This window comes from Providencia sp. PROV202 (genome assembly GCF_028479565.1).
Classification (GTDB): Bacteria; Pseudomonadota; Gammaproteobacteria; order Enterobacterales; family Enterobacteriaceae; genus Providencia; species Providencia zhijiangensis.
Genome location: NZ_JAMPNV010000015.1, coordinates 69,296 through 92,782, shown reverse-complemented (window position 1 = coordinate 92,782; position 23,487 = coordinate 69,296). Strand labels below are relative to the sequence as shown.

General features: G+C 45.0%; 19 protein-coding genes. 3 read left to right on the top strand and 16 right to left on the bottom strand.

Annotated elements, in window-relative coordinates:
• Window positions 1-54 precede the first annotated feature (54 nt).
• From PR799_RS12080 to PR799_RS12070, 3 genes are all read right to left on the bottom strand, one after another.
• Window positions 55-699, bottom strand: coding sequence for a Qnr family pentapeptide repeat protein (locus tag PR799_RS12080; protein ID WP_272522167.1), 645 nt, complete (start codon window positions 697-699; stop codon window positions 55-57).
• Between the two features lie 326 nt (window positions 700-1,025).
• Window positions 1,026-2,282, bottom strand: a complete 1,257-nt coding sequence (locus PR799_RS12075; RefSeq protein WP_154628032.1) for a nucleoside permease — start codon at window positions 2,280-2,282, stop codon at window positions 1,026-1,028.
• Between the two features lie 117 nt (window positions 2,283-2,399).
• The gene (locus tag PR799_RS12070) at window positions 2,400-3,218 is read right to left on the bottom strand and encodes a purine-nucleoside phosphorylase (RefSeq protein WP_036950708.1); all 819 of its coding nucleotides are present in this window, start codon (window positions 3,216-3,218) and stop codon (window positions 2,400-2,402) included.
• Between the two features lie 203 nt (window positions 3,219-3,421).
• Between PR799_RS12070 and PR799_RS12065 the strand changes: the two genes are divergently transcribed.
• Complete coding sequence (locus PR799_RS12065) at window positions 3,422-4,624, top strand: ROK family protein (protein WP_272522165.1); 1,203 nt, start codon at window positions 3,422-3,424, stop codon at window positions 4,622-4,624.
• A 73-nt stretch (window positions 4,625-4,697) separates the two neighbouring features.
• Here the strand turns inward: PR799_RS12065 and PR799_RS12060 are convergent, their stop codons facing one another.
• The 6 genes from PR799_RS12060 to fdhE form a co-directional block, all read right to left on the bottom strand.
• On the bottom strand, window positions 4,698-5,864 hold the full coding sequence (locus PR799_RS12060; RefSeq protein WP_272522164.1) for a nucleotide sugar dehydrogenase: 1,167 nt from the start codon (window positions 5,862-5,864) through the stop codon (window positions 4,698-4,700).
• Window positions 5,865-5,924: 60 nt separating this feature from the next.
• Window positions 5,925-6,926, bottom strand: a complete 1,002-nt coding sequence (locus tag PR799_RS12055) for an NAD-dependent epimerase (RefSeq protein WP_154628039.1) — start codon at window positions 6,924-6,926, stop codon at window positions 5,925-5,927.
• Window positions 6,927-6,991: 65 nt separating this feature from the next.
• Window positions 6,992-8,650: an LTA synthase family protein gene (locus PR799_RS12050; RefSeq protein ID WP_272522162.1), complete on the bottom strand. Its 1,659-nt coding sequence runs from the start codon at window positions 8,648-8,650 to the stop codon at window positions 6,992-6,994.
• A 75-nt stretch (window positions 8,651-8,725) separates the two neighbouring features.
• Window positions 8,726-10,594 (bottom strand): selenocysteine-specific translation elongation factor, encoded by a 1,869-nt coding sequence (selB, locus tag PR799_RS12045; RefSeq protein ID WP_154628041.1) that lies wholly within the window; start codon window positions 10,592-10,594, stop codon window positions 8,726-8,728.
• Entirely contained in the window at window positions 10,591-11,982 is a 1,392-nt protein-coding gene (gene selA / locus PR799_RS12040; protein ID WP_272522161.1) for an L-seryl-tRNA(Sec) selenium transferase, read from the bottom strand. The genes selB and selA overlap by 4 nt, the downstream gene beginning before the upstream one ends.
• A 37-nt stretch (window positions 11,983-12,019) precedes the next feature.
• A complete protein-coding gene (fdhE, locus tag PR799_RS12035) occupies window positions 12,020-12,955 on the bottom strand; it encodes a formate dehydrogenase accessory protein FdhE (RefSeq protein ID WP_154628043.1) in 936 nt (311 codons plus the stop codon).
• 313 nt (window positions 12,956-13,268) lie between these two features.
• Between fdhE and PR799_RS12030 the strand changes: the two genes are divergently transcribed.
• The gene (locus PR799_RS12030) at window positions 13,269-13,922 is read left to right on the top strand and encodes a YoaK family protein (RefSeq protein WP_272522160.1); all 654 of its coding nucleotides are present in this window, start codon (window positions 13,269-13,271) and stop codon (window positions 13,920-13,922) included.
• A gap of 71 nt (window positions 13,923-13,993) precedes the next feature.
• Here the strand turns inward: PR799_RS12030 and fdoI are convergent, their stop codons facing one another.
• Genes fdoI through fdnG form a run of 3 tightly spaced genes read right to left on the bottom strand, consistent with a single transcriptional unit; the run spans window position 13,994 to window position 18,650 of the window.
• Window positions 13,994-14,650, bottom strand: coding sequence for a formate dehydrogenase cytochrome b556 subunit (gene fdoI, locus PR799_RS12025; protein ID WP_036950687.1), 657 nt, complete (start codon window positions 14,648-14,650; stop codon window positions 13,994-13,996).
• Window positions 14,647-15,591, bottom strand: coding sequence for a formate dehydrogenase subunit beta (fdxH, locus tag PR799_RS12020; RefSeq protein ID WP_036950684.1), 945 nt, complete (start codon window positions 15,589-15,591; stop codon window positions 14,647-14,649). Before fdxH ends, fdoI begins: the two co-directional genes overlap by 4 nt.
• A gap of 11 nt (window positions 15,592-15,602) precedes the next feature.
• The gene (fdnG, locus tag PR799_RS12015; protein ID WP_154599595.1) at window positions 15,603-18,650 is read right to left on the bottom strand and encodes a formate dehydrogenase-N subunit alpha; all 3,048 of its coding nucleotides are present in this window, start codon (window positions 18,648-18,650) and stop codon (window positions 15,603-15,605) included.
• A gap of 175 nt (window positions 18,651-18,825) precedes the next feature.
• Between fdnG and fdhD the strand changes: the two genes are divergently transcribed.
• Window positions 18,826-19,656, top strand: coding sequence for a formate dehydrogenase accessory sulfurtransferase FdhD (fdhD, locus tag PR799_RS12010; protein WP_272522158.1), 831 nt, complete (start codon window positions 18,826-18,828; stop codon window positions 19,654-19,656).
• A gap of 102 nt (window positions 19,657-19,758) precedes the next feature.
• Here fdhD and mnmE read toward each other — a convergent pair whose 3' ends face one another.
• The 4 genes from mnmE to rnpA form a co-directional block, all read right to left on the bottom strand.
• Window positions 19,759-21,123: a tRNA uridine-5-carboxymethylaminomethyl(34) synthesis GTPase MnmE gene (gene mnmE / locus PR799_RS12005; protein WP_036950677.1), complete on the bottom strand. Its 1,365-nt coding sequence runs from the start codon at window positions 21,121-21,123 to the stop codon at window positions 19,759-19,761.
• 111 nt (window positions 21,124-21,234) lie between these two features.
• Window positions 21,235-22,896, bottom strand: coding sequence for a membrane protein insertase YidC (yidC, locus tag PR799_RS12000; protein ID WP_036950675.1), 1,662 nt, complete (start codon window positions 22,894-22,896; stop codon window positions 21,235-21,237).
• A gap of 2 nt (window positions 22,897-22,898) precedes the next feature.
• On the bottom strand, window positions 22,899-23,159 hold the full coding sequence (gene yidD / locus PR799_RS11995; RefSeq protein ID WP_006660611.1) for a membrane protein insertion efficiency factor YidD: 261 nt from the start codon (window positions 23,157-23,159) through the stop codon (window positions 22,899-22,901).
• A complete protein-coding gene (gene rnpA, locus PR799_RS11990) occupies window positions 23,123-23,482 on the bottom strand; it encodes a ribonuclease P protein component (RefSeq protein WP_006660612.1) in 360 nt (119 codons plus the stop codon). Before rnpA ends, yidD begins: the two co-directional genes overlap by 37 nt.
• Window positions 23,483-23,487 lie beyond the last annotated feature (5 nt).

Sequence of the window (23,487 nt, the reverse complement as noted above, 5' to 3'; positions counted from 1 at the left end):
AATAACGCATTGCCAGCGTGTGCCGTTAAGGTGCATCACCGAGATAAAGCTACATTAACTGTTACCCACAACAATAATGCCGAGGCTATCGATTAAATGAAAGATTTGGTCTTCGTTTAACTTAACGCCACTAAAATCCACTCGTCTAATATCTAAAGCCCCAAGCTGGGAATTCGTTAAATCACAACCCGTAAAATCTGCATCACTCCAATTAAATGAAGAAAATTCTCCACCTGAAAGATCTGAATTCCTAAAAACTGATCCTATAACCGTTGTTTCGTGCCAGCGATTCTCCCACAGCTCACATTTCTCTAGGATAACCCCGGAAAAATTCGCATAACTCAGATTCGATTTTGTAATATATGCAGAGCAAAACCATGTTTTCGCCGTAATCAAATTCATAAAACTGGCACCGCGAAAGTCAGCCCCTTGAGCAAGACACTCTCGGATTTCTAATCCAAGAGCCTGTGAATGCCTAAAATCTACCATGGATAAATCACAATTTTTAAAGCTGGCATCTTTTAAAATTGAACGGTTAAAACGGCATGCTTTTTGAGTATCTCTATCATAGAACCTACAATTGAGAAACTCTGTATCCGTCAAATCAGCGCCTGAAAAATCACAGTTTGAAAACACTGCATCTTTGATGCTCGTCCCTTTAAACTGATTTTTCCCTATTTTTTCTTCATTTAATAACATAATAAACCATTCAAAAAAGATTGGACTGCAATGTTCTGCTGATGTTAGGTGATATTGTCTATATCAAATCCTTCAATCATCAGGTCGATGGCTAACAGTATTAGCACAAAAGCAGTGACAAAGGGAACCCTTACAAGGGTCTCGAGGTGAGCGTTATTTGATCAATTTATTGGGCGCGTCAATTGAATCTGTACCCAATGGGGTCCCTCTGAATCCAGTCACTACGTACATTTGAGTCACTGGATCAATGAATAGATTTATCACTTTTTAGAACAATTTAAAGCCAGCATATTCGCTGGCTTTTTTTATTCAATCAAACTCAACAGTTAGTTCGCTTTAGCGACCAGCAACGGTTTCTCACGTTGATGCTTATAATGGAAAGAGAAGTAGAAAATCACGGCCAATATTACGGTGTAGGACGAGAACACTAGCCAAATTGACTGCCAATCCTTCACGCCATCCACACTAAAGTAGTCAACGACCAATCCACTCAATATCGCGCCAAAATAGGCACCCACACCATTCACCATGGTCATAAACAACCCTTGAGCACTGGCACGCATACGGTGATCCACTTCCTGCTCAATAAAAATAGAACCGGAAATATTAAAGAAATCAAACGCACAACCATACACAATCATCGACATAATTAAGAACATCAAACCGATAGTCGATGGGTCACCAAATGCAAAGAAACCAAATCGTAATGTCCATGCCAACATACTGAGCAGCATCACGGTTTTAATGCCATAACGCTTTAAAAAGAATGGAATAGCAAGAATAAATGCCACTTCGGCCATTTGGGAAACTGACAGCAAAATCGATGGATACTGAACAATCAAACTGTCTTGATACAGCGGGTTACGCGCAAAATCATGCAAGAACGGGCTACCAAACGTATTGGTAATTTGCAGAACCGCGCCCAGCAGCATCGCAAACAGGAAAAATACCGCCATAATCGGCTTTTTGAATAACACTAATGCATCTAATCCAAGCTTGCTCATCCAACTGGTGGTGATAGCCTGCTTATTCACTGCCATTTTAGGTAATGTCAGGGAATACATCGCGAGCAGCAACGAACAACTTCCCGCCACATACAGTTGCATACTGCTCAACTCAAATTTCAGTAAGCTAATGCTCCACATCGCCGCAATAAACCCTACGGTACCAAATACACGAATTGGCGGGAAATTAGCAACAGAGTCTAGCTGATACTGACTTAGCGATGAGTAGCTAATGGTGTTCGACAAGGCAATAGTCGGCATAAATGCCATCGCATTAATTAACATTGCCCAGAACATCACTGAAGGATCCGCCACCGTCGCAGCGTAAAACAATGAACCCGCACAAATAATATGGCAAAGCATATACAGGCGGTTTGCAGGAATATATTTATCCGCAATGATGCCGATTAATCCGGGCATCAAAATAGCGGCAATCCCTTTCGAGCTGTACACCATACCGACTTCAGCCCCTGAGAAATCCAAGGTTTTCATCATGTAGGCACCTAATGTCACCAGCCAACTTCCCCAAACAAAATATTGCAGAAAAAGCATGACCTTTAAACGAGACTTAATATTCATACTAGGCTCCGTTTGAAGTAAGTTTGGCGGGTGACATTCTCAGCTTGACGATAACGTCCTAAAGGAAAACCGTTCCCGCACTGTCTTTCTATTAATTTGAGATTAAGTAACTTGACGTTAGAAGCGCTCGATGACACCAGTCACTAATTTTAAGAAGGTCGCCTTCACTTTTTCAGCGGTCTCAATCACTTCATCATGGCTTAAAGGCTGTTCTAAAATGCCGCACGCCATGTTGGTCAGGCAGGAAATACCCACAGTTTTAATCTGAGAATGGTGAGCCACCAGCGCTTCAGGTACAGTAGACATTCCTACCGCATCAGCGCCAAGAGTTCTGATCATGCGAATTTCGGCCGGCGTTTCATAGGTTGGGCCTGTCCACCATGCATACACGCCTTGGCGCAGAGACACGCCTTGCTCCTTCGCGACATCCAAAATCGTTTGGCGCAGCTCTTTGTTGTACACTTCGCTGACATCAAGGAAACGTACACCCAGTTCTGGATTATTTGGTCCCATTAATGGGTTATTCGCTGTCAGGTTAATATGGTCAGTGATGACCATCAGGTCGCCAGGGTTAAAGTCAGTATTCACCGCTCCACAGGCGTTTGTAATGATTAATTTTTCCACACCCAGCGCTTTCATTAAACGCACAGGGAATGTCACTTGATCCAGAGAAAAACCTTCGTAATAGTGGAAACGACCTTTCATCGCCACCACCGTTTTGCCTGCAATCGTCCCGATCACTAACTCGTTCGCGTGACCTACTGCTTCAGACTTCGCAAAATGTGGCACTTCGCTATAAGGAATATGCACCGCATTTTCTAACGTATCGGCAAATGGACCTAATCCAGACCCTAAAATGATCCCAACAGTGGGTTTCATATCCGTACGAGATTGGATAAAACTCAGGCTTTCTAAGATATCTTTGGTGTTGTGCATAATACGCTCCGCAATCAAATCAAATAAAGAAGATGATTGGGATAATAACGTAATTAGAAAATCTAACAGCGATCTTAATCTCATTTTGAGAAAATGTTGATAAACATGACATCTGTTAAAGTACTCGCCATGTGAATCTGTTAATCTTGAACTATTAGCTACATGGCCGGGTCTACCACGAACGAAAACAGGAGGGGGAGCCATTGTTACACCGTTTATTGAACGAATTTCGCACATCCAAAAATTCCAAAACTCAAAAACTCAAAACGCTGTATCGGCTGATCCTCAATCACGGGCCAATTCGGGCGGAGGCACTAACCTCCCTCGCGAATATGAAACCCGCGACCTGTGCCAGACTCCTCGATGAACTGAGTAAGTGCCAGTTAATCTCCACGTCAGAACTTGGGGAATCAACGGGAGGACGCAAACCCATTTTGTACAGCGTCAACCCAGCTGATGGTTACTTAATTGGCATTGAGATGAGTGATATCTACTCAACAATTGTTCTGCAAAATCTGAAGTTAGATATTCTTGGTAAAGTCAAAATCAAGTATGAGCACCTCGAAACCGCCGAAAATATGCTCGACCATCTATTGGATAACGTCGATGACCTACTTGCTGAACATCAGCTAGATACTCAGAAAATCCTAGGGATAGGCATTGCCATCGACCATATTTTAGAGCGTGATAAAGTGCCTTACTCTGACTACAACGCACGAATTCAAGCGCTATATCAGTACATTACCCAGCGCGTTCCCTGCTTTGTTCTGTTAGGAAGTGGGATCAGCTTTGCGGCCTTTGCAGAGTACCGTTTACGCTACGCCTCTGATAGCCAACGATTCTTACTCACCACTTGTGACACCGACATTCGCAGCTCGACGATTATCAATAACCAATATGCCCCAACGCCAATAAGCACCGCTCAAGCTTTTGGACACACGACTATCGATATCAATGGTCAGCGTTGTGAATGTGGCTCATTTGGCTGTTTAAAACAGTACAGTTCATTACACGCCATTAAATCTCGCGTGATTCAACATTTAAGGCTTGGTAAACCCTCGGTCATTAACCAACTCGTCAAATCTGAAGATGAAATTAACTATCACACGATTTTTCAGGCTCTTGCCCAGAATGATGAGGTGTGTCTTAAAGCCTTAGAAGAAGCCGCGTATTACTACGGTATCGCGATTGCCAACGCGGTATTAATTACCCAAGCCGATGTGGTGGTTTGCGGGGGAACACTCACGCCAAAAAACCATTTCTTTGAGATGACCAAAAAATCCATTGAGCAAAAACTCTCGATTTTCCCGCATATCAAACCGCGCATTTACCCAGCGAATGATTCTTATGAAATCGTCGCTCAAGGTGCAGGTGGAATGGTGATGGAAAGCTATCTCTCTGAATGACAATGGATACAAATAAAAAATGCCCCAACTTGTGGGGCATTTTCATTATAAGTCATCGGTGACTATTTTAATCTTAATCATTACCAAACAGGTCACGGGTATAGACTTTATCTGCCACATCATCCAGCTCAGGCACCATACGGTTTGCCAGAATAATGTCGCTTTCCGCTTTGAACGTTTCTAAGTCACGGATAACTTTTGAGCGGAAGAACTCGTCTTCTTTCAGTACTGGTTCGTAAACCACCACTTCAATCCCTTTGGCTTTGATACGCTTCATCACGCCTTGCACTGCAGAGGCGCGGAAGTTATCGGAGCCCGCTTTCATCACTAAGCGATACACACCCACTTTACGTGGTGCTTTGGCAATAATGGCATCGGAGATAAAATCTTTACGCGTACGGTTAGACTCGACAATCGCGTTAATCAGGTTATTCGGCACATCATCGTAGTTCGCCAGTAACTGCTTGGTGTCTTTCGGTAAGCAGTAGCCACCATAACCGAATGATGGGTTATTGTAGTGGCTGCCGATACGCGGGTCTAAAGAAACCCCTTCAATGATTTGACGCGCATTTAAGCCACGGCTTTCTGCGTAAGTGTCTAATTCGTTGAAGTATGCGACACGCATCGCTAAGAAGGTGTTTGCGAATAATTTAACCGCTTCGGCTTCAGTCCCGTCAGTGAACAGCACCGGCACATCTTTCTTAATCGCACCTTCTAACAGCAAATCAGCAAAAATTTGTGCACGTTCAGAACGCTCACCCACCACAATACGGGACGGGTACAGATTATCCCACAGCGCACGACCTTCACGTAAGAATTCTGGGGAGAAAATCACGTTGGTGTAACCGAACTCTTCACGCAGACGCTCCGTAAAGCCCACTGGAATAGTAGATTTGACGATAATGGTCGCTTCCGGGTTCAGTTTGTTCACATCATGAATAACGGATTCCACTGAATTGGTGTTGAAGTAGTTAGTTTTTGGGTCGTAGTCTGTCGGAGTCGCCACAATCACGTATTGTGCGCCCGTATAGGCTTCGACTTTATCTTCTGTTGCACGGAAATTAAGCTGTTTTTCCGTTAAAAACTGTTCAATTTCAGTGTCGATAATCGGGGATTGCTTATTGTTAAGCATCGCCACTTTTTCAGGAATGATATCGACAGCCACCACTTCGTGGTGTTGGGACAGTAACATGGCGTTAGATAGACCGACGTAGCCGGTACCTGCGATTGCTATTTTCAAACTTGCCTCTCAAATCCTTCTGCGGATATTACAGGTGGTTTATGGTATCGATGGTCAGTATTAACGGTGATAATACGATTTATACCAGTCAACAAATGCCTGAACACCCTGTTCAATAGAAACTTGTGGGCGATAGCCGGTGACGTCAAACAGGTCTTCGGTGTCTGCCCATGTCGTGTAAACATCTCCCGCTTGCATCGGTAAGAAGTTCTTAATGGCTTCTTTTCCTAACGCATTTTCCAATGCAGAAATAAAATCAATCAGCTTCACTGGCTGACCATTACCAATATTATAGATGCGGTAAGGTGCGCTGCTTTGCGCTGGCGAATCAGAACGATTTTGCGGGTCTGCTTGCGGGATTATATCTGAAACGCGAATAACACCTTCGACAATATCATCAATGAAAGTGAAATCACGGCTAAGATCGCCGTTATTATAAACATCGATAGGTTCACCCGCTAAGATAGCTTTGGTGAATTTAAACAGCGCCATATCCGGGCGTCCCCACGGACCATACACGGTGAAAAAGCGTAAGCCAGTCGTCGGCAGCTGATAAAGATGCGAATAAGAGTGCGCCATTAACTCATTAGCTTTTTTGGTTGCGGCGTACAATGAGATAGGGTGATCGGTGGACATGTCCGTGGTGAATGGCATTTTATCGGTTACGCCATACACCGAGCTCGAAGAGGCATACACCAAGTGTTTTACTTTCGCTTGGCGGCAGCCTTCTAAAATCGCCAAATGCCCATTCAAGTTACTGTCCGCATAGGCAAATGGGTTTTGTAATGAGTAACGCACCCCTGCCTGCGCGGCAAGGTGGATAACGCGGTCGAAATTCTCTTGAGTACACAACACCAGTACTTTTTCGCGGTCAGTGATATCAAGATGAATAAACCGGAACTGCGGATATTGTTCAAGAATATGCAGTCGAGACTGTTTCAATCCCTGATCATAATAGGCGTTCATATTATCAATACCGATAACTTCATGCCCACTTTCTAACAGTCTTTGACACAATCTAAAACCAATAAACCCGGCACTTCCCGTGACCAAATATTTCATATTCGTTATCTTCTTACGTTATTAAATGATGGTTTATCAACATTCTAGCACTAATTAGAGATAAACTACTTGGTCTCATCTTTATTGGCGACACCGAGCACATGATAAACATAGTGGCGATAACCATCGAGCAACTGCTTATCTTCACAGTCATTCAGTTTACCGTCGCATAAATGGCGCATCTTAATGTTTGCTTCATAGAATGGCGATACTTTTAAGTTCGCGCGTTCCAATAACATTCCACCAAGGAATGAAATATCCGTTAACTCACCCGTTTTAATTGCGGTACCCGCTTTGAGATTATCTCTTAGGGTAAACTGCGTCGCATAAGCAGGAGACGATAATGTGGACTTATACTTGTCCAAACTGATCCCCGGTTGATGGTCACCAAAATAGAGGAACATCAGTGGACGCTGGCGCTTTTCCATAAACGAAACAAAGTCACGAATCGCATCGTCTGAGTGGACGATTTTTTCCATATAATGACTAAATTCGCCTGCAGAATCTTTATTATCTAGCTTATCTTTAATTCCGTAATCATCACTGTGCCCTTCTTTATAAGGCCCGTGTTCATACATGGTTAATGCAAAAATAAAGACGGGCTTGTCCGTTTCTGTTGCCAAAATTTCTTTCACGTACTTCAGCATATCTTCCGTGCTGATCGTCCATAAATTATCTTGCAACTTACCGGGATAGCCTAACTCTTGAGGCTGAATGATACGGTCAACGCCCAACGTTTCATAAGCGTGACCTGAATGATAAGCCCCTTTATTAAACGGTGTCAGGACGACCGTGTAATAGCCATTGGCTTTCATCTCTTTAAATAAGCTGTTATTTAAATGATCGACCACAAAATAGAACACGCCACTTTTTTGTGCTCCGAAATCATCGCTATTTAATCCCGTTAATGCAGAAAACTCGGATAACCATGTTCCGCCACCGAAGGTTTGTACGCGCATCGGACTATGTGCAATCATATTGGCATCTTGCTGGAACATAAATAACTCTGGCAGTTTCGTTCCCGCAGGTAAATCATAAACTTTTGGATCAACCGTGGATTCTTGTAATAACAACAGAATGTCAGGCTTTTCGGTCTGTTCATTCTTCACCAAAGCAATATTGGCGGCTTTTTGCTCAAAATAGCTCGCATCACCCACAAAATGCGGTGATTTGTATTTCGCATTCTGTGCAGTCATCACCAAGTTAGTGACTGTACCGCGCCCTTTCGGTAAGGTTTGTGACCATTTATCGAAGTAATGCGTACTTGCCCAATTCGCCCCGAAGTAACCTACGATGACCATCAGCACGCTAACCACGCGTGATACCTTACGTTTACATGGTGTAAATAAACGCCAGCTGATCACACCGTTGATGATAAGCAGAATAAATAACGCAAGTACCGCCACACCCGCCAACCAATAGTGACCTAATGTCCCTAAGTTGGAGGTATCCGTCATCAAATTAATATCAGTGAAGAAAAGTTGCTCTTTATAATAGTGAACTTTCAACTGGTTAAAGATTTTGATGATAATAAACAGGGTACTCGTAATAATTGCAGAGAAAACCCAACGAGCAGTGACTGTAAATAAAACGCCAAATATGACAGCGTAAACACAAATGGAAATCAGACCAGGATAAATAACGCCACTTTTTTCAAAGACTAAAAATAGCGAGCCAATAAAAATCAGCGCCAGATAAATACTCGCAATTAGTTTTTTATTCATTTGACTTCCACAATTCACAAAAAGGTATCGAGGTTAATAAAACTGCCAGCATTATAATGGCGGAAACCCTACAATTTATTCAACAAAAATGCCTTTGTCTCGTAAATAATGCCCATCTTCTTTACGACGAGTAAAGCCGCTTTTATCAAAGAACTCGAGAATTTGAATCGCCAGTTTGCGGCCAATACCCAATTCATTACGAAAATCAGCGGCAAAAATCACCTCGTGCTCAGCACAGTGGCACGAAATAATTTGGGCAAATTGACGGATCTGTTCGCTGCTATAATACCTATCGCGCACAATCGCCACGATCAGCCCCATTTGTGCGGCTTTTTTCAATATACGGCGAATAGTATCTTCATCGTGACCCGTTTCTACGGCAATATCGCGTACCCAGCGAGCTTCCGGATGTGTAAATAGCCCTTCCACTTGTTGCCAAATACCTTGCTGCTTGGCATCAAACACTAACCCATGCTGCGGCATATGCAGCCAGCCACGAGTCTGCTTAATCGCCCCCTCGGCAATCAAATCATTAATCAATTTGAATACCAAGGTTTCATCCATCGTGGGTAGCGCCATTCGTTTCAATCGCGCTTTACCTACACCTATCTGGTCACTATGAACTTCATTGAAGTTTTCGAGGGATTGAATCAATTTATCCTTGGCAACCTGCGCCTTAAACGCCGAAAGTACTACATCGCCGACACGGACGATATCAACTTGTTCCAGCAAGGAATCTAATGCCAACTGAGTTAACTGACGCGACCAACCGTAACTGTTTAAGTCTAGCTCACCACTAGGTAACTGTAAGTTAAGCTGCGCCAGCTCATCATCCGTAGCACATAAACGAGATAACCAATCGAGGAACTCAGGCTGTCTCTTACCACGACGCGGAGAGACTAAGCGAATAACACGCGCACCAGCTAGGGTTTGTCGCGCACTAATATCGCGAATAATTAATCGGTCATTATCCACCAGCCACAGTGGCGTATCTAAAATCAGCTCGGCCAACATCGGCGTTTCGCCTGATTCCGTCAGCAAAGAGACTCGCCCTGTAATGTGACTTGCACCGTGGTAAAGATGCACGGGTTGCCAATGTTTGAGTGGCGCATCGCAGGTCAGTTCCACTATCACCCGAGAAGCGATAAAAGCAGGTTGTTCTGCCAGCAGCCAATCACCGCGGGTTATCGATTCTTTATCTATGTTCCCCGTTAAATTCAGCGCGACGCGATCTCCTGCTTGAGCAAACTCAGCCACTTGGTTTTGGCGATGAATACCACGAATTCGGACTGGAGTATCCGCCCCCGTCACCCATAAGGACTCACCCACATTCACTTTACCCGCAAGCGCCGTTCCTGTGACCACAATCCCCGCCCCTTTCACATGGAAAATACGGTCGATGGCTAAACGGAAACGCTGTTGCAGGTCAGTAGAAGAATTGTGTTGTTGGTGCAGTTGCTGCAAGTATTGACGCAGCGCATCAATACCCAGCCCTGTACTTGCTGAAGTAATAAATAGTGGCGCATTCGACCAGCCTTGGCGACGCAGTTCCGCATGAACCTGCTGAGTAACGTCTGCCACTCTCTGTTCATCAACACGGTCGGCTTTGGTTAAAATCACCGAGACATCTTGGCAACCCGCAAGTCGTAAAATCGACAAATGCTCAAGGGTTTGCGCCATTATTCCATCGTCGCACGCCACCACCAGTAAAGCATGATTAACTCCACCGATCCCCGCCAACATATTTGCGAGGAATTTCTCATGCCCAGGAACATCAATAAAACCGATTGAGCTACCATCAGATTGCGGCCAATACGCATAGCCGAGGTCGATAGTCATTCCGCGTTTCTTCTCTTCTGGAAGATGCGCAGTGTTCACGCCTGTCAGCGCTTGAATTAACGATGTTTTACCATGGTCAACATGACCGGCTGTCGCAAAAATCATGACAATAACGCCTGCACTAACGCGTGTTCATTCTCAAGGCAACGTAGGTCTAGCCACAATTTGCCCTCTTTTAAGCGCCCGATAACTGGCTGAGGTAATTGACGCCAGCGGCTGGCAAGACGCTCTAAATTACCGCCTTTTCCATCAAGAGGCGCGAATGTAATCGCATAGCTGGGTAATCGGTCAACAGGAAGAGAGCCGCTACCAATTTGCGATAAGCAAGGCTCAGCCTCGACAAAGAAGCGATCCCCATAATAGGCTTGCAGCTTCACGAGGATATTTTCGGCACTCTGCCTAATTTCTTCTTGAGAACGAGTTAACCAGCGTAATGTTGGCAGTTCAGTGGTGAGTTTTTCTGGGGTTAGATAGAGTTTTAGCGTCGCTTCTAACGCAGCCAGCACCATTTTATCTACGCGAAGGGCGCGTTTTAAAGGGTGTTTTTGAATGGCATCAATCCATTTTTTCTTACCGAGAATGATCCCCGCTTGAGGCCCTCCCAGTAATTTGTCTCCTGAAATAGAGACTAAATCAATGCCTTGAGATAAATATGCTTGTGGCATCGGCTCCGCAGGCAATCCATACGCGGTCATATCAATCATCGACCCACTGCCTAAATCAATCGCCGTCGGTAATTGGTATTTTTGCCCTAAAACAGCCAGCTCTTCCCCTTCAACTTCCGCGGTAAAGCCTTCAATGCTGTAGTTACTGGTATGCACCTTCATTAACAACCCAGTTTGGTCATTAATGGCATTTTCATAATCCCGTAAATGAGTTCGGTTCGTGGTACCCACTTCAACCAATTTACAGCCAGCCTGAGCCATCACATCGGGGACGCGAAATGCGCCCCCAATTTCCACCAGCTCACCGCGAGAGACTATCACCTCCCGCTGCGGGGCAACGGTGGCTAATAACAGTAAAACCGCTGCTGCATTGTTATTCACAATACAGGCATCTTCTGCTCCTGTGAGTTGGCACAGTAAATCAGCAATGGCGCGGTCGCGATGTCCTCGCGTTGCGCCATCAAGAGAATATTCTAACGTGACTGGTGAACTCATCACTTGCGAAACAGCATGAATGGCAGAGTTGGACATCACTGCACGCCCTAGGTTGGTGTGCAACACAGTCCCCGTCAAATTAAAGACGTTTTTTAACGCACTGTGTTGCAACTCATCATGGCGAACAGAAAGTTCTGCTAACCAATCACCGTGCCAATCCGGTAAACATCCGTCTTGTGCAATAGACGCTCGCGCTTGTTCCTGCATTTCACGTAGGCATTCTGTTACCCAATGTAGACCCGATTTTTCCACCAATATCTGTGCTTCATCGCATTGCAAAAGCTTGTCGATGGCAGGTAACTGGCGGTATAGCGCGACATTCGATTCATCCATAGTCACTCTTCTCTTTTCTTACTGTGTCGCTAACAGATTATTTTTCGCCCGGGAATAAGAATGGGTTAATGCTGCTACGAGCAAAACCTTCTTCTTCCATACGCGCATCTAAAATGATCGAAGCTAAATCATCCGCTACCGCTTCCACTTTGGCTTCTTTCTCTTGATATAACACTTTCAGATAGCTACCGCAGTCACCACAGCTTTCCGCTTTCACTGCTGCATTTTCATCATCCAGTGACCAGTAGTTAAGATCACGAGTTTGTTCGCAGTTACTGCATTTCACACGAACCATGTGCCACTCTGTTTCACACAGTGTGCAGTGTAAATAGCGTAAACCTTGGCTAGTCCCAATTTGTACAATGCTGGAGACAGGCATACTGTTGCACACAGGGCAGTAATGACGGTGATCGCCGTGCTCTGCGCGAGCTTTACCCGGAATATTGGCCGCCATTTGTGCCCAATAGACAGACAATGCCGCCCAAATGAACATAGATTTATCCGCAGGGACTTTTTCAAACTGTTCGTTTAATAGCGCAGTTGCCATCTCTTCGAGTTCAGCTTCTGAGGCTTTTTCTAAGTTTTCGAGTGCAGTATGCACAGAATCTGGCACGATCGGCATCAATTCGGCGATGATTGAACGTAATAATTTGTGCCAGTGATCCGTACGTGGAAATGTTTTTGCGTCTAATGGTGCGGTATTCGTTGCCATTGAACGTGCTAAAACCGCTTCCATATCCATCTCTAATGGATTGTCATGCTGCGCATTATTTTGCGCCGTTGCCACTTCCGCAGCGAAGTTCAGATAATCTGCAAAAGGATGTTCACCAACGCCTAGCTCTTTTAATCTTTCTGCACGACGTTGATAAAGGCTTTTTAAATTCGGGAATAAAACAGGCGGAATAAAACCGATGCCTTTCTCTTTTAATCTTTCTTGACCTAATTCTTCTTTCGGGACGATACGAATACCCATTGCTCTCTCTCTTTTATATTTTTTATAACAACTTACCCCGAGAAATTGCCTATTCGCATTTCCCCGCAAGCCTCTAAGAAAATATTCGATTAACCAGCAAGTCTTGCCGTTGTACCCGTCAGGATAAAACAAAAGTCACTGATAGGCTACTCTAGCCCTCCGAATATTCACCGTTGTTAACCCTAGTTTGTCTGTGGAAATAACAAATTGGTATTAAGGTATTTTTATTTGATATAAATACTGTTATTTCCATGATGTTAATCCAATTGGCACCTATAATGGTGTGCTCTCTATCCGCATAAAGGGCAATAATATGTCGTCATTATTTCACTTCGAAGCGAAGTCTCACACACCCTTCTTTTTATTGCTTGCCTTTATTGGCGGATTTGTCGATGCCTGCTCATTTGTCATCTTTGAGGTGTTTACTGGCCATCTGACAGGAAATAGCATTTTAAGTATGATTTACCTCGCCAAAATGAATATTGGCATGTTGCTACTCTCTGCAATTTCCATATTAGGATTTTTTGCAGGAACATTTTTAGGTTCTTGGATTCGGCTCAAGCATAGCGCAATTGTGTTATATCGCTTTGTTCTAGGTCTGGTATTTTTAATATTTAGTAGTGTTTTCACTATTTATTTTTTCATCCAGCCTTTGTATTCGCCTGATTTAGCCATTTTGCTGATCAGCTTATCAATGGGCATTCAAAATGGTTATTTTAATAAGGCGGGCACGGTTGGGATCCATTCCACCTATGTCACCGGCATGACCACATCCTGCATTAATGCCTTTTTAAAAAATGTGCCTGAAGATAGCAGCAAAACAGTTTTACTCTTGGCGGTACTCTCTTTTATTGCGGGGGGATTAGCTGGCGGGATTTTATCGGTGAATTACCAGTATGTTGGGTTTTCTGCCGTATTAGTTCTTTTGGGATGTGCGCTAATTTACAGTTTCACAATCCGTGATTAGCACTATCTATTTTAGTGATAAAAAAAGCCCACAACCAATGTTGTGGGCTTGATTCATCGAGATAAAAACCCTTAGTTTTTCTCTTGCTGCTCTTGTTGCTGTTTCTCTTTAGCAACTAGCTCGCGGTACCAGCGTGGGTGGTGCTTTCTCGCCCAACCACGTGTTACCCAACCTTCAACCATCGCACGCACAGAGCCTTTGACCCAAATTGCCGCATATGCATGCACAACAATCATCAGGATCAAGCCAATGGCTGACAGCGAGTGAATAAGAATCGCTGCACGGTACACTGGAATTGGGAAATAATCTGCAAAGAATGGACGCCACATAATCACACCAGTGACAACCAATGCCAGTAAGCAGATAGTGACCACCCAATACACCCCTTTCTGACCGAGGTTGTATTGGCCTACGTCGCCAGCTTCTTCGTTTTTCAGTACTTTACCGATATTTTTCCCCCATTTAATATCTTCTTTATTAATGAAGTTATGGTGGAAATAACGGAAGAACATAAAGACGAACAGCAAGAACATTGCCGTACCCACGAATGGATGCAAAATTCGAGACAATTGTGGCGTGCCTAAAATGTTCATAAACCAGTTCAGCGATGGGAAGAAAAAGCCTAGTCCGCTGATAGCCGTGAACAAGAAGCAAATCACAACCGCCCAGTGATTGATCCTTTCAATCGGTTTATGGCGAATAATTTTGTCGTTATCATCTGGCATCATTTCTGATCCTCCCCTTCTTTTGATTTCGAAGTGTCAGACGACATTGCGTTGTGCAAATCTTCTAGAGCCTCTTCTTCATCTTTCTTGGAGACGCGGTTTGGACCAATTCCCACATAGTGGAAAATTGCCGCCGCAAATGTTGCCGCAAAACCAACCGCAGCAATCGGCTTCCAGATACCTTTCCAGAAGGTAACTGTTGGGCTGATGGTCGGGTTTTCTGGTAATCCGTGATACAACTGCGGCTTATCTGCATGGTGCAATACGTACATAACGTGCGTACCGCCCACACCTTGTGGGTCGTATAAACCTGCGTTTGCATAACCACGAGTTTTCAGCTCTTCAACACGTTCGCCAGCCATGCCAATCATGTCTTCTTTGCTACCAAAATGGATAGCGCCAGTTGGACATGTTTTCACACAAGCAGGCTCTTGACCGACTTCAACACGGTCGACACACAGCGTACATTTGTATGCGCGGTTATCTTCTTTGTTGATGCGTGGCACGTTGAACGGGCAACCCGCGATACAGTAACCACAGCCGATACAGTGTTCAGATTGGAAATCCACGATACCGTTTTTGTACTGGACGATTGCGCCTTCTGACGGACATGCCTTCAGGCAACCCGGATCAGCACAGTGCATACAGCCATCTTTACGGATCAGCCATTCAAATTTATCGTTCTCTTCCACTTCAGAGAAGCGCATGACTGTCCATGACTTAGCGGTTAAATCCGTTGGGTTGTCATACACCCCAACGTTTGTTCCGATTTTGTCACGGATATCGTTCCATTCGGAACACGCAACCTGACACGCTTTACAGCCGATACAGGTTGTGACGTCAATCAGCTTTGCAACTTCTTCCTTATAGTCCCGCACCTGAGGTGCGGGCGTCAGGGAATTGGTGGCCGAGCGACGAATAATGTCCTGAGATTGCATTGACATAATTTATCTCCTTACACCTTTTCCACGTTGACAAGGAATGATTTAAATTCCGGCGTCTGAGTATTCGCATCACCCACATATGGCGTTAATGTGTTGGTGATAAAGCCCTTCACTGCAACACCTTCAAAGCCCCAGTGAATTGGAATACCGATGGTATCGATGTCTTTTCCATCCACTTGCAGGGTTTTAATGCGTTTAGTGACCACGGCTTTCGCTTTGATGTAACCACGTTTAGAACTAACTTTAACCGTATCGCCTTGCTCGATGCCTTTTTCTTTCGCTAAACGTTCACCAATTTCAATGAACTGTTGAGGTTGGATAATGGCATTTAACAGTGCATGCTTCGTCCAATAGTGGAAGTGCTCAGTTAAGCGGTAAGTGGTACCCACGTATGGGAACTCAGTCGCTTTACCCATTTGCGCCCAGTCGTCTTTAAACACACGAGCAGCAGGGTTTGACACCACATTTGGATGCAGCGGGTTAGTATCCAGCGGCGTTTCGATTGGTTCGTAATGCTCTGGGAATGGACCTTCTGCCATCTTATCCAGTGCAAATAAACGCCCCATACCTTCAGGCTGCATGATAAATGGACCGACACCGCTTCCTGGCGCTGCTGTGCTATAGTCTGGAATATCCATACCTACCCACTTGCTACCATTCCACTCAAGGATTTGGCGCTTCGGATCCCATGGTTTACCCATTGGATCAGCAGATGCACGGTTATAAATCACACGACGGTTCAGTGGCCATGCCCATGCCCAACCTAATGTGTTACCCAGACCAGTTGGGTCGGAGTTATCACGGTTAGCCATTTGGTTACCTTTCGGCGTCCAGCTACCAGAGAAGATCCAGCAGCCGCTCGCTGTTGTACCGTCATCACGTAATTGAGCAAACGAGCTAAGCAGTTCGCCTTTTTTCACAATCACGTTACCGTCGGCATCTTTCAGGTCTTCTAATGCGTAACCGTTACTTTCTTGAGCCACTTCTTCCGGCGTTGGATTATCGCGGTCGAGGTAATCCCAAGTCATGCTCAGAACCTGTTCAGGTGCTGCGCCGCCTTCGGTTTCATACATTTGACGCAGGCGATGGTAGATACCCGACAGAATTTCGCCATCACTGATAGCTTCACCCGGGGCGTCCGCACCTTTCCAGTGCCACTGTAACCAACGTGCTGAGTTAACAATTGAACCGTTTTCTTCAGCGAAACAGCAAGATGGTAGACGGAACACGGTGGTTTGAATCTCTTCCGGTTTCACATCGTTCATTTCGCCGTGGTTTTGCCAGAAGTTTGCGGTTTCTGTGTTCAGCGGGTCGATAGTAATTAAGAACTTCAGCTTAGAAAGCGATTTCGAGACTTTGTTCTTGTTCGGGAATGAGGCTAATGGGTTAAAGCCTTGGCAGATATAGCCGTTAACTTCGCCCTTATCCATCATTTCGAAATAACGTAGAACGTCGTAGCCCTGATCCCACTTAGGTAACAGGTCGAAGCCCCAGTTATTCTCTTTCTGCGCTTTATCACCATAGAAAGTTTTCATTAAGCTGACGAAGAATTTAGGGTAGTTACCCCAATAGTTCACCTGACCAGCAACGGTCGCTTTTGGTGTATTCGCCGCTAAATAGCTTTCTAAAGTTGTTTGTTTTTCTGATGGTAATGTCAGGTAACCCGGTAAGCTCTGAGATAACAGACCTAAGTCAGTCAGACCTTGGATATTAGAGTGTCCACGCAGTGCGTTAACACCACCACCTAACATACCCATGTTACCAAGCAGTAACTGGATCATCGCCATGGTACGAATGTTCTGCGCACCAACGGTGTGTTGAGTCCAACCCAGCGCATATAAGAAGGACGCTGTTTTGTCTTTCGCGCTAGTTTCTGCAATGTATTCGCAGACTTGTAAGAAGTCTTTGATTGGCGTACCACAGATGTTGTTAACCACTTCTGGGGTATAACGGCTCACGTGCTCTTTCAATAGATTCAGAACACAACGTGGGTTTTTCAGAGTCGGATCGCGCAGCGCTAAGCCGTTCTCATCCATCTCGTAGTTCCACGTGGTTTTGTCGTATTGACGTTTTTCTGCATCGTAACCGGTGAACAGACCGTCATCAAAACCGAAGTCTTCACGGATAACTAAGCTAGCGTTGGTGTACGCCTCAACGTATTCACGTTGAATTTTTTCGTTATCCAGCAAGTATTTGATAACACCTGATAGGAAGGCAATATCGGTACCTGAACGGATAGGCGTGTAAAAATCCGCCACAGCCGCAGTACGGGTAAAGCGTGGATCGATAACGATTAATTTTGCTTTATTGTGGATTTTCGCTTCCATCGCCCAGCGGAAACCGACTGGATGCGCTTCTGCCGCATTACCGCCCATAACGACGATCAGGTTTGCGTTTTTAATGTCAACCCAGTGGTTGGTCATCGCACCGCGACCAAATGTTGGAGCAAGACTTGCTACCGTTGGTCCGTGTCAGACACGCGCTTGGTTGTCCACGGCAAGCATGCCGAGGGCGCGACTAAATTTTTGGGTGACAAAACCTGTTTCGTTACTTGCCGCTGATGCACACAGCATACCGGTGGTTAACCAACGGTTGACCGTTACACCATCTTTATTCTGTTTAATGAAGTTTGCATCACGGTCTTCTTTCATTAACTTGGCGATGCGGTCAAACGCGTCGTTCCAAGTGATGCGTTTCCATTCATTAGTGCCTGGTTCGCGAACTTCTGGATACTTGAGTCGACTCTCACTGTGGATAAAGTCGATTAATCCTGCACCTTTAGGACAAAGTGCACCACGGTTTACCGGATGATCCGGGTCCCCTTCGATATGAAAAATGCTTTCTTTCGCATTCTTCGCGCCATCACCTAGGCTGTACATTAACAGCCCACAGCCGACAGAACAGTAGGTACAGGTATTTCGAGTCTCTTTAGCACGCAGTAATTTATACTGGCGTGTAGAGGCTAATGCAGTTGCTGGAGCAAAACCCAGCGCTGCTGCCGTTGTACCTGCCATACCGCCAGCGCAGATCTTAAAGAACTGCCTTCTGCTGACTTGCATGGGGGATCTCCTCATATACATTGCTCATGTTTACCTAACTTCGTTATAAAATTTGAGGTAAACTGTTCTTATTCAACGTCTTCCTTACGTATTCAGGTTCATTGCCTGATAAATGGTGTAAATTCTTTTTACCCATATCGAATATTATGTATCATTAGTGATAGGAATTCATCTAATGTATGAAACAAATACTACAAATAACCCCAAATTATCTAAAATGATCGGCGTTCAATCCACAATCGTGCAACAAAAAAATAACCTCGGTTCGCTGGTTAATGATTTCGTTGCAGAGGAAATCCCTATCGCGCTCGTCTATAACGGGATATCTCATGTGGTAATGATGGCGACACCCAAAGATCTGGATGATTTTGCTGTCGGTTTTTCATTATCAGAAGGGATCATACAATCCCGTGATGAAATTCGCGGAATTGATATTGTGCAAGGTTGTCACCGAGGCATTGAAGTTCATATCGAGTTATCAAGCCGCCGTTTTATGGCGCTCAAAGAGCGTCGTCGTAATCTGACTGGGCGAACTGGCTGCGGTATTTGTGGTACAGAACAGCTCGATGAGATATTCAAGCCTATCACTCCGCTGCCATTCACTCAAACATTCTCATTATCTTATCTCGATAACGCCCTACAAGAATTGAAGACAGTTCAAGAAATTGGCGCATTAACCGGTTGCACTCATGCCGCTGCGTGGATCTCTCCTGAAGGTCGTTTAGTGGGCGGATGCGAAGATGTGGGTCGCCATGTGGCGTTGGATAAGCTACTGGGAATGAAAAGCCGCTCTGACTGGCAACAAGGGGCTATTTTGGTGTCTAGCCGCGCAAGTTATGAGATGGTACAAAAAGCCGCAAGCTGTGGTGCGGAAATTTTATTTGCCGTCTCTGCTGCAACGTCCCTCGCGATTGAAGTCGCCGAAAAAGCCAATTTAACGCTGGTCGGTTTCTGCCGCCAAGGTAAAGCGACGGTGTTTACCCATCCAAGTCGGGTAATTGACTAGCCTATATCCACTCACTGCTTAAATGAATTTACTGGTAATTTCTGTGGGCTAAAACCATTTTCCCGATGTCAAGAAAATGGTTTTTCTATCTATTTATCTTAATCACTTACCAATACAGAAACTCGAGAAAATACGCCCTAACAAATCATCAGAGGTAAATTCACCCGTAATTTCGCTCAGTTCTTGCTGAGCTAAACGTAGCTCTTCAGCCAATAGCTCACCAGAGCGAGCATTCACTAACTGGTCATAACCTTGAGCAAGATGGGTTGCCGCATTATTTAATGCTTGTAAGTGACGACGACGAGCAAGGAAGCCGCCTTCCGTATTGCTATTGAAGCCCATAGTCTCTTTCAGGTGATCGCGCAGCAAATCGATACCTTTTTCTTCACGAGCAGATAAACGAATTAGCGGATAACGAGCATCGGCAACAAACTCTACAGATTCCCCTGTTTTATCCGCTTTATTACGAATAACCGTGACCGGCAATGTTTCTGGCAAGCGAGCCATAAATTCAGGCCAAATCTCTTGTGGCTCCGTAGCATCCGTCGTAGTGCTGTCTACCATAAATAGAACACGGTCGGCTTGCTCGATCTCTTTCCATGCGCGTTCGATACCGATGCGCTCTACCTCATCACTGGCTTCACGTAAACCGGCGGTATCAATAATGTGCAGCGGCATACCATCGATATGAATATGTTCGCGCAACACATCACGGGTGGTACCTGCTATATCCGTCACAATCGCCGCTTCGCGCCCCGCTAATGCATTCAATAAGCTAGATTTACCTGCGTTTGGACGACCGGCAATCACCACTTTCATGCCTTCGCGCAACAAACTCCCTTGGCGAGCCTGTGAGCGTACGTCTTCTAAGTCCGCCACTACTTCGTTTAATTTGGCTTCAATTTTACCGTCAGATAGAAAATCAATTTCTTCATCTGGGAAATCAATCGCTGCTTCCACGTAGATACGCAAGTGAGTGAGTGCTTCCACCAATTGATGAATATGGGAGGAAAAGGCACCTTGCAAAGAGTTCATCGCGGAACGCGCCGCTTGTTCTGAACTCGCATCAATCAGGTCGGCAATTGCTTCAGCTTGCGCCAAATCGAGTTTGTCATTTAAAAATGCACGCTCAGAAAATTCCCCCGGATTGGCAATACGGATATTGGCAATGGTCAGAATTCTTCTGAGTAATAAATCGAGGATAACAGGACCGCCATGCCCTTGTAGTTCAAGAACATCTTCCCCGGTAAAAGAGTTAGGTCCCGGGAAATAAATAGCAATCCCTTGGTCAAGGACAGAGCCATCTGCATCACGAAATGGCAGATAATCGGCATAGCGCGGCTTCGGTAACTTTCCGAGTACTGTTTCAGCAACAAGAGCTGCTTGCGGGCCGGATACACGTAAAATTCCAACCCCACCACGACCGGGAGCGGTTGCCTGTGCGACGATAGTATCGTTGATTTGCATGATGTTTCTCTGTCTATGACTAAAAAAATTGAGGCGACCCTAAATGGATCGCCTCAATGTTACTATAGAATCTGGCTTTGTGAAGCCCTCTAAACTCGATTGGAATTTAGATTATTTCTTCGCTTTCTTATCACGGCTATGTAAGCCACGTTTTTCCAGACCGCGGTAAATAACTTGCTGCTGGATAATGGTGACTAAGTTGCTCACGATATAGTACAGAACCAGACCTGATGGGAACCACAGGAAGAACACGGTAAACACGACTGGCATGTAAGTCATGATCTTCTGCTGCATTGGGTCAGTCACGGTAGTTGGTGACATCTTCTGGATAACAAACATCGTCACACCCATCAGCACTGGTAGGATGTAGTACGGGTCTTGTGCAGACAAGTCTTGGATCCAACCAAAGAACGGTGCGTGACGCAGTTCAACAGAACCCATCAACATGTAGTACAACGCAAGGAAGATTGGCATTTGAATCAGCAGCGGTAAACAACCACCCAGTGGGTTTACTTTTTCTGATTTGTACAGCGCCATCATTTCTTGGCTCATACGTTGTTTATCGTCACCAATACGCTCACGCATTGCAGCCAGTTTAGGTTGCAGTAAACGCATTTTCGCCATTGAGGTGTACTGCGCTTTAGTCAGCGGGTACATAATACCACGGACGATAAAGGTGATAACGATGATGGCAATACCCCAGTTACCGACGAAACCGTGAATGAATTTCAACAGTTTGAACAGTGGCTGAGAGATAAACCATAACCAACCATAATCTACGGTTAAGTCTAAATGAGGAGCAACTTCCGCCATTTCTGACTGAATTTCAGGACCAATCCACAGTGTAGAAGAGTAGGTCGCAGCACCATTTGATGCGATGGTCAGAGGTTCACTCTTATAACCAACGATAGCTGATTTCTTATCGAGATCAATGGTGTAGAAAGTGCTTTGCTCAGAAGAAGCTGGGATCCACGCAGTTGCAAAGTATTGTTGCAGCATGGCGACCCAACCACCTTTGGTTGTCAGGCTTAAGTTTTTATCTTCGATGTCACTGAAACTATATTTTTTATAGTTATTTTCATCAGAAGAGTAAGCCGCACCACGGTAGGTATGCAGAGCAAAGTTGCTGCTGCCAGTATCACGTTGTTCAGGTAAAGCGATGGTTTGCTTTAATTGACCGAAGAACGCAAGCGTTAAAGGCTGCGCAGTTGGGTTTTGAATGTTGTATTCAACATCAACAGTGTATTTGCCACGCTTCAGAATGTACGTCTTCTGATAAACCACACCGTTATTATCGGTGAAGGACATCGGAATACGTAATTCGTCTTGACCATCTTTTAACTCAAAGCTTGCTGCATCTGAAGTATAAAGAGGGCGTTGACCATTGTTATTCGCTGGATTGTCTGGACCATGAGGACCGATCAGACCACTTTGTGCCTGATAAACAAAACCTGGTGTGGTTTCCAATAAACGGAATGGGTTTGGTGAATTCAGGGTTGCTGGATAGGCTAACAGATCAGCCTCATCGATATCACCACCACGAGTATTGATACGAATATCAAGTACATCGGTTTTAACGGCAATAAGCTTACCTTGTTCACTACCTGTGACCGCTTGACCATCATTGCTTGCACTGCTCGGCATGTCCGTCTTTTGCTGCGAAACTTGAACAGCCTTGGTTTCCTGAGCAACTTTATCGCTCTCCCAAGCCTGCCAAACTAAGAACGACACGAACAACAAAGCGATGAGTAGAAGATTGCGTTGGGAATCCATCGTTATAATTCTCTATTATCATCAGTTTTTCTAGGTGGGACAGGATCATCTCCACCAGCGTGTAAAGGGTGGCATTTTAATACGCGTTTGGCAGTTAACCAACTACCTTTTAGCATACCAAACCTGCGCAATGCCTCAATTCCGTAATTAGAGCATGTGGGATTGAAACGACAACGAGGTCCTAACAACGGACTAATAGCCAGTTGGTAACCTCTGATCAGCATGATCAGGACTTTTGAGCCAAGCGACGGTGACGACGCCATAACTTATCCAATGATTCCGTAATCTGTTGATTGTCGAGATCGGCTACCCCTCTGCGAACCAGAACCACAAAGTCCATTGAAGGCAACTCATGTTGATGCAAACGAAAATATTCACGGGCTAATCGCTTGATACGATTACGCTCATGAGCACGTTTAACATTTTTTTTGGCGATGGTAAGACCGATGCGGGGATGCCCCAGCTCGTTAAGGCGACCAAGGATTGTTATCTCTGGGGAACTCGCCCTCTGCGGCTGCTTGAAGACATTGTCGAAATGCCTGGGAGTTAACAAACGTAACTCCCGGGTAAAAGCGAGCGTAACCACTATAG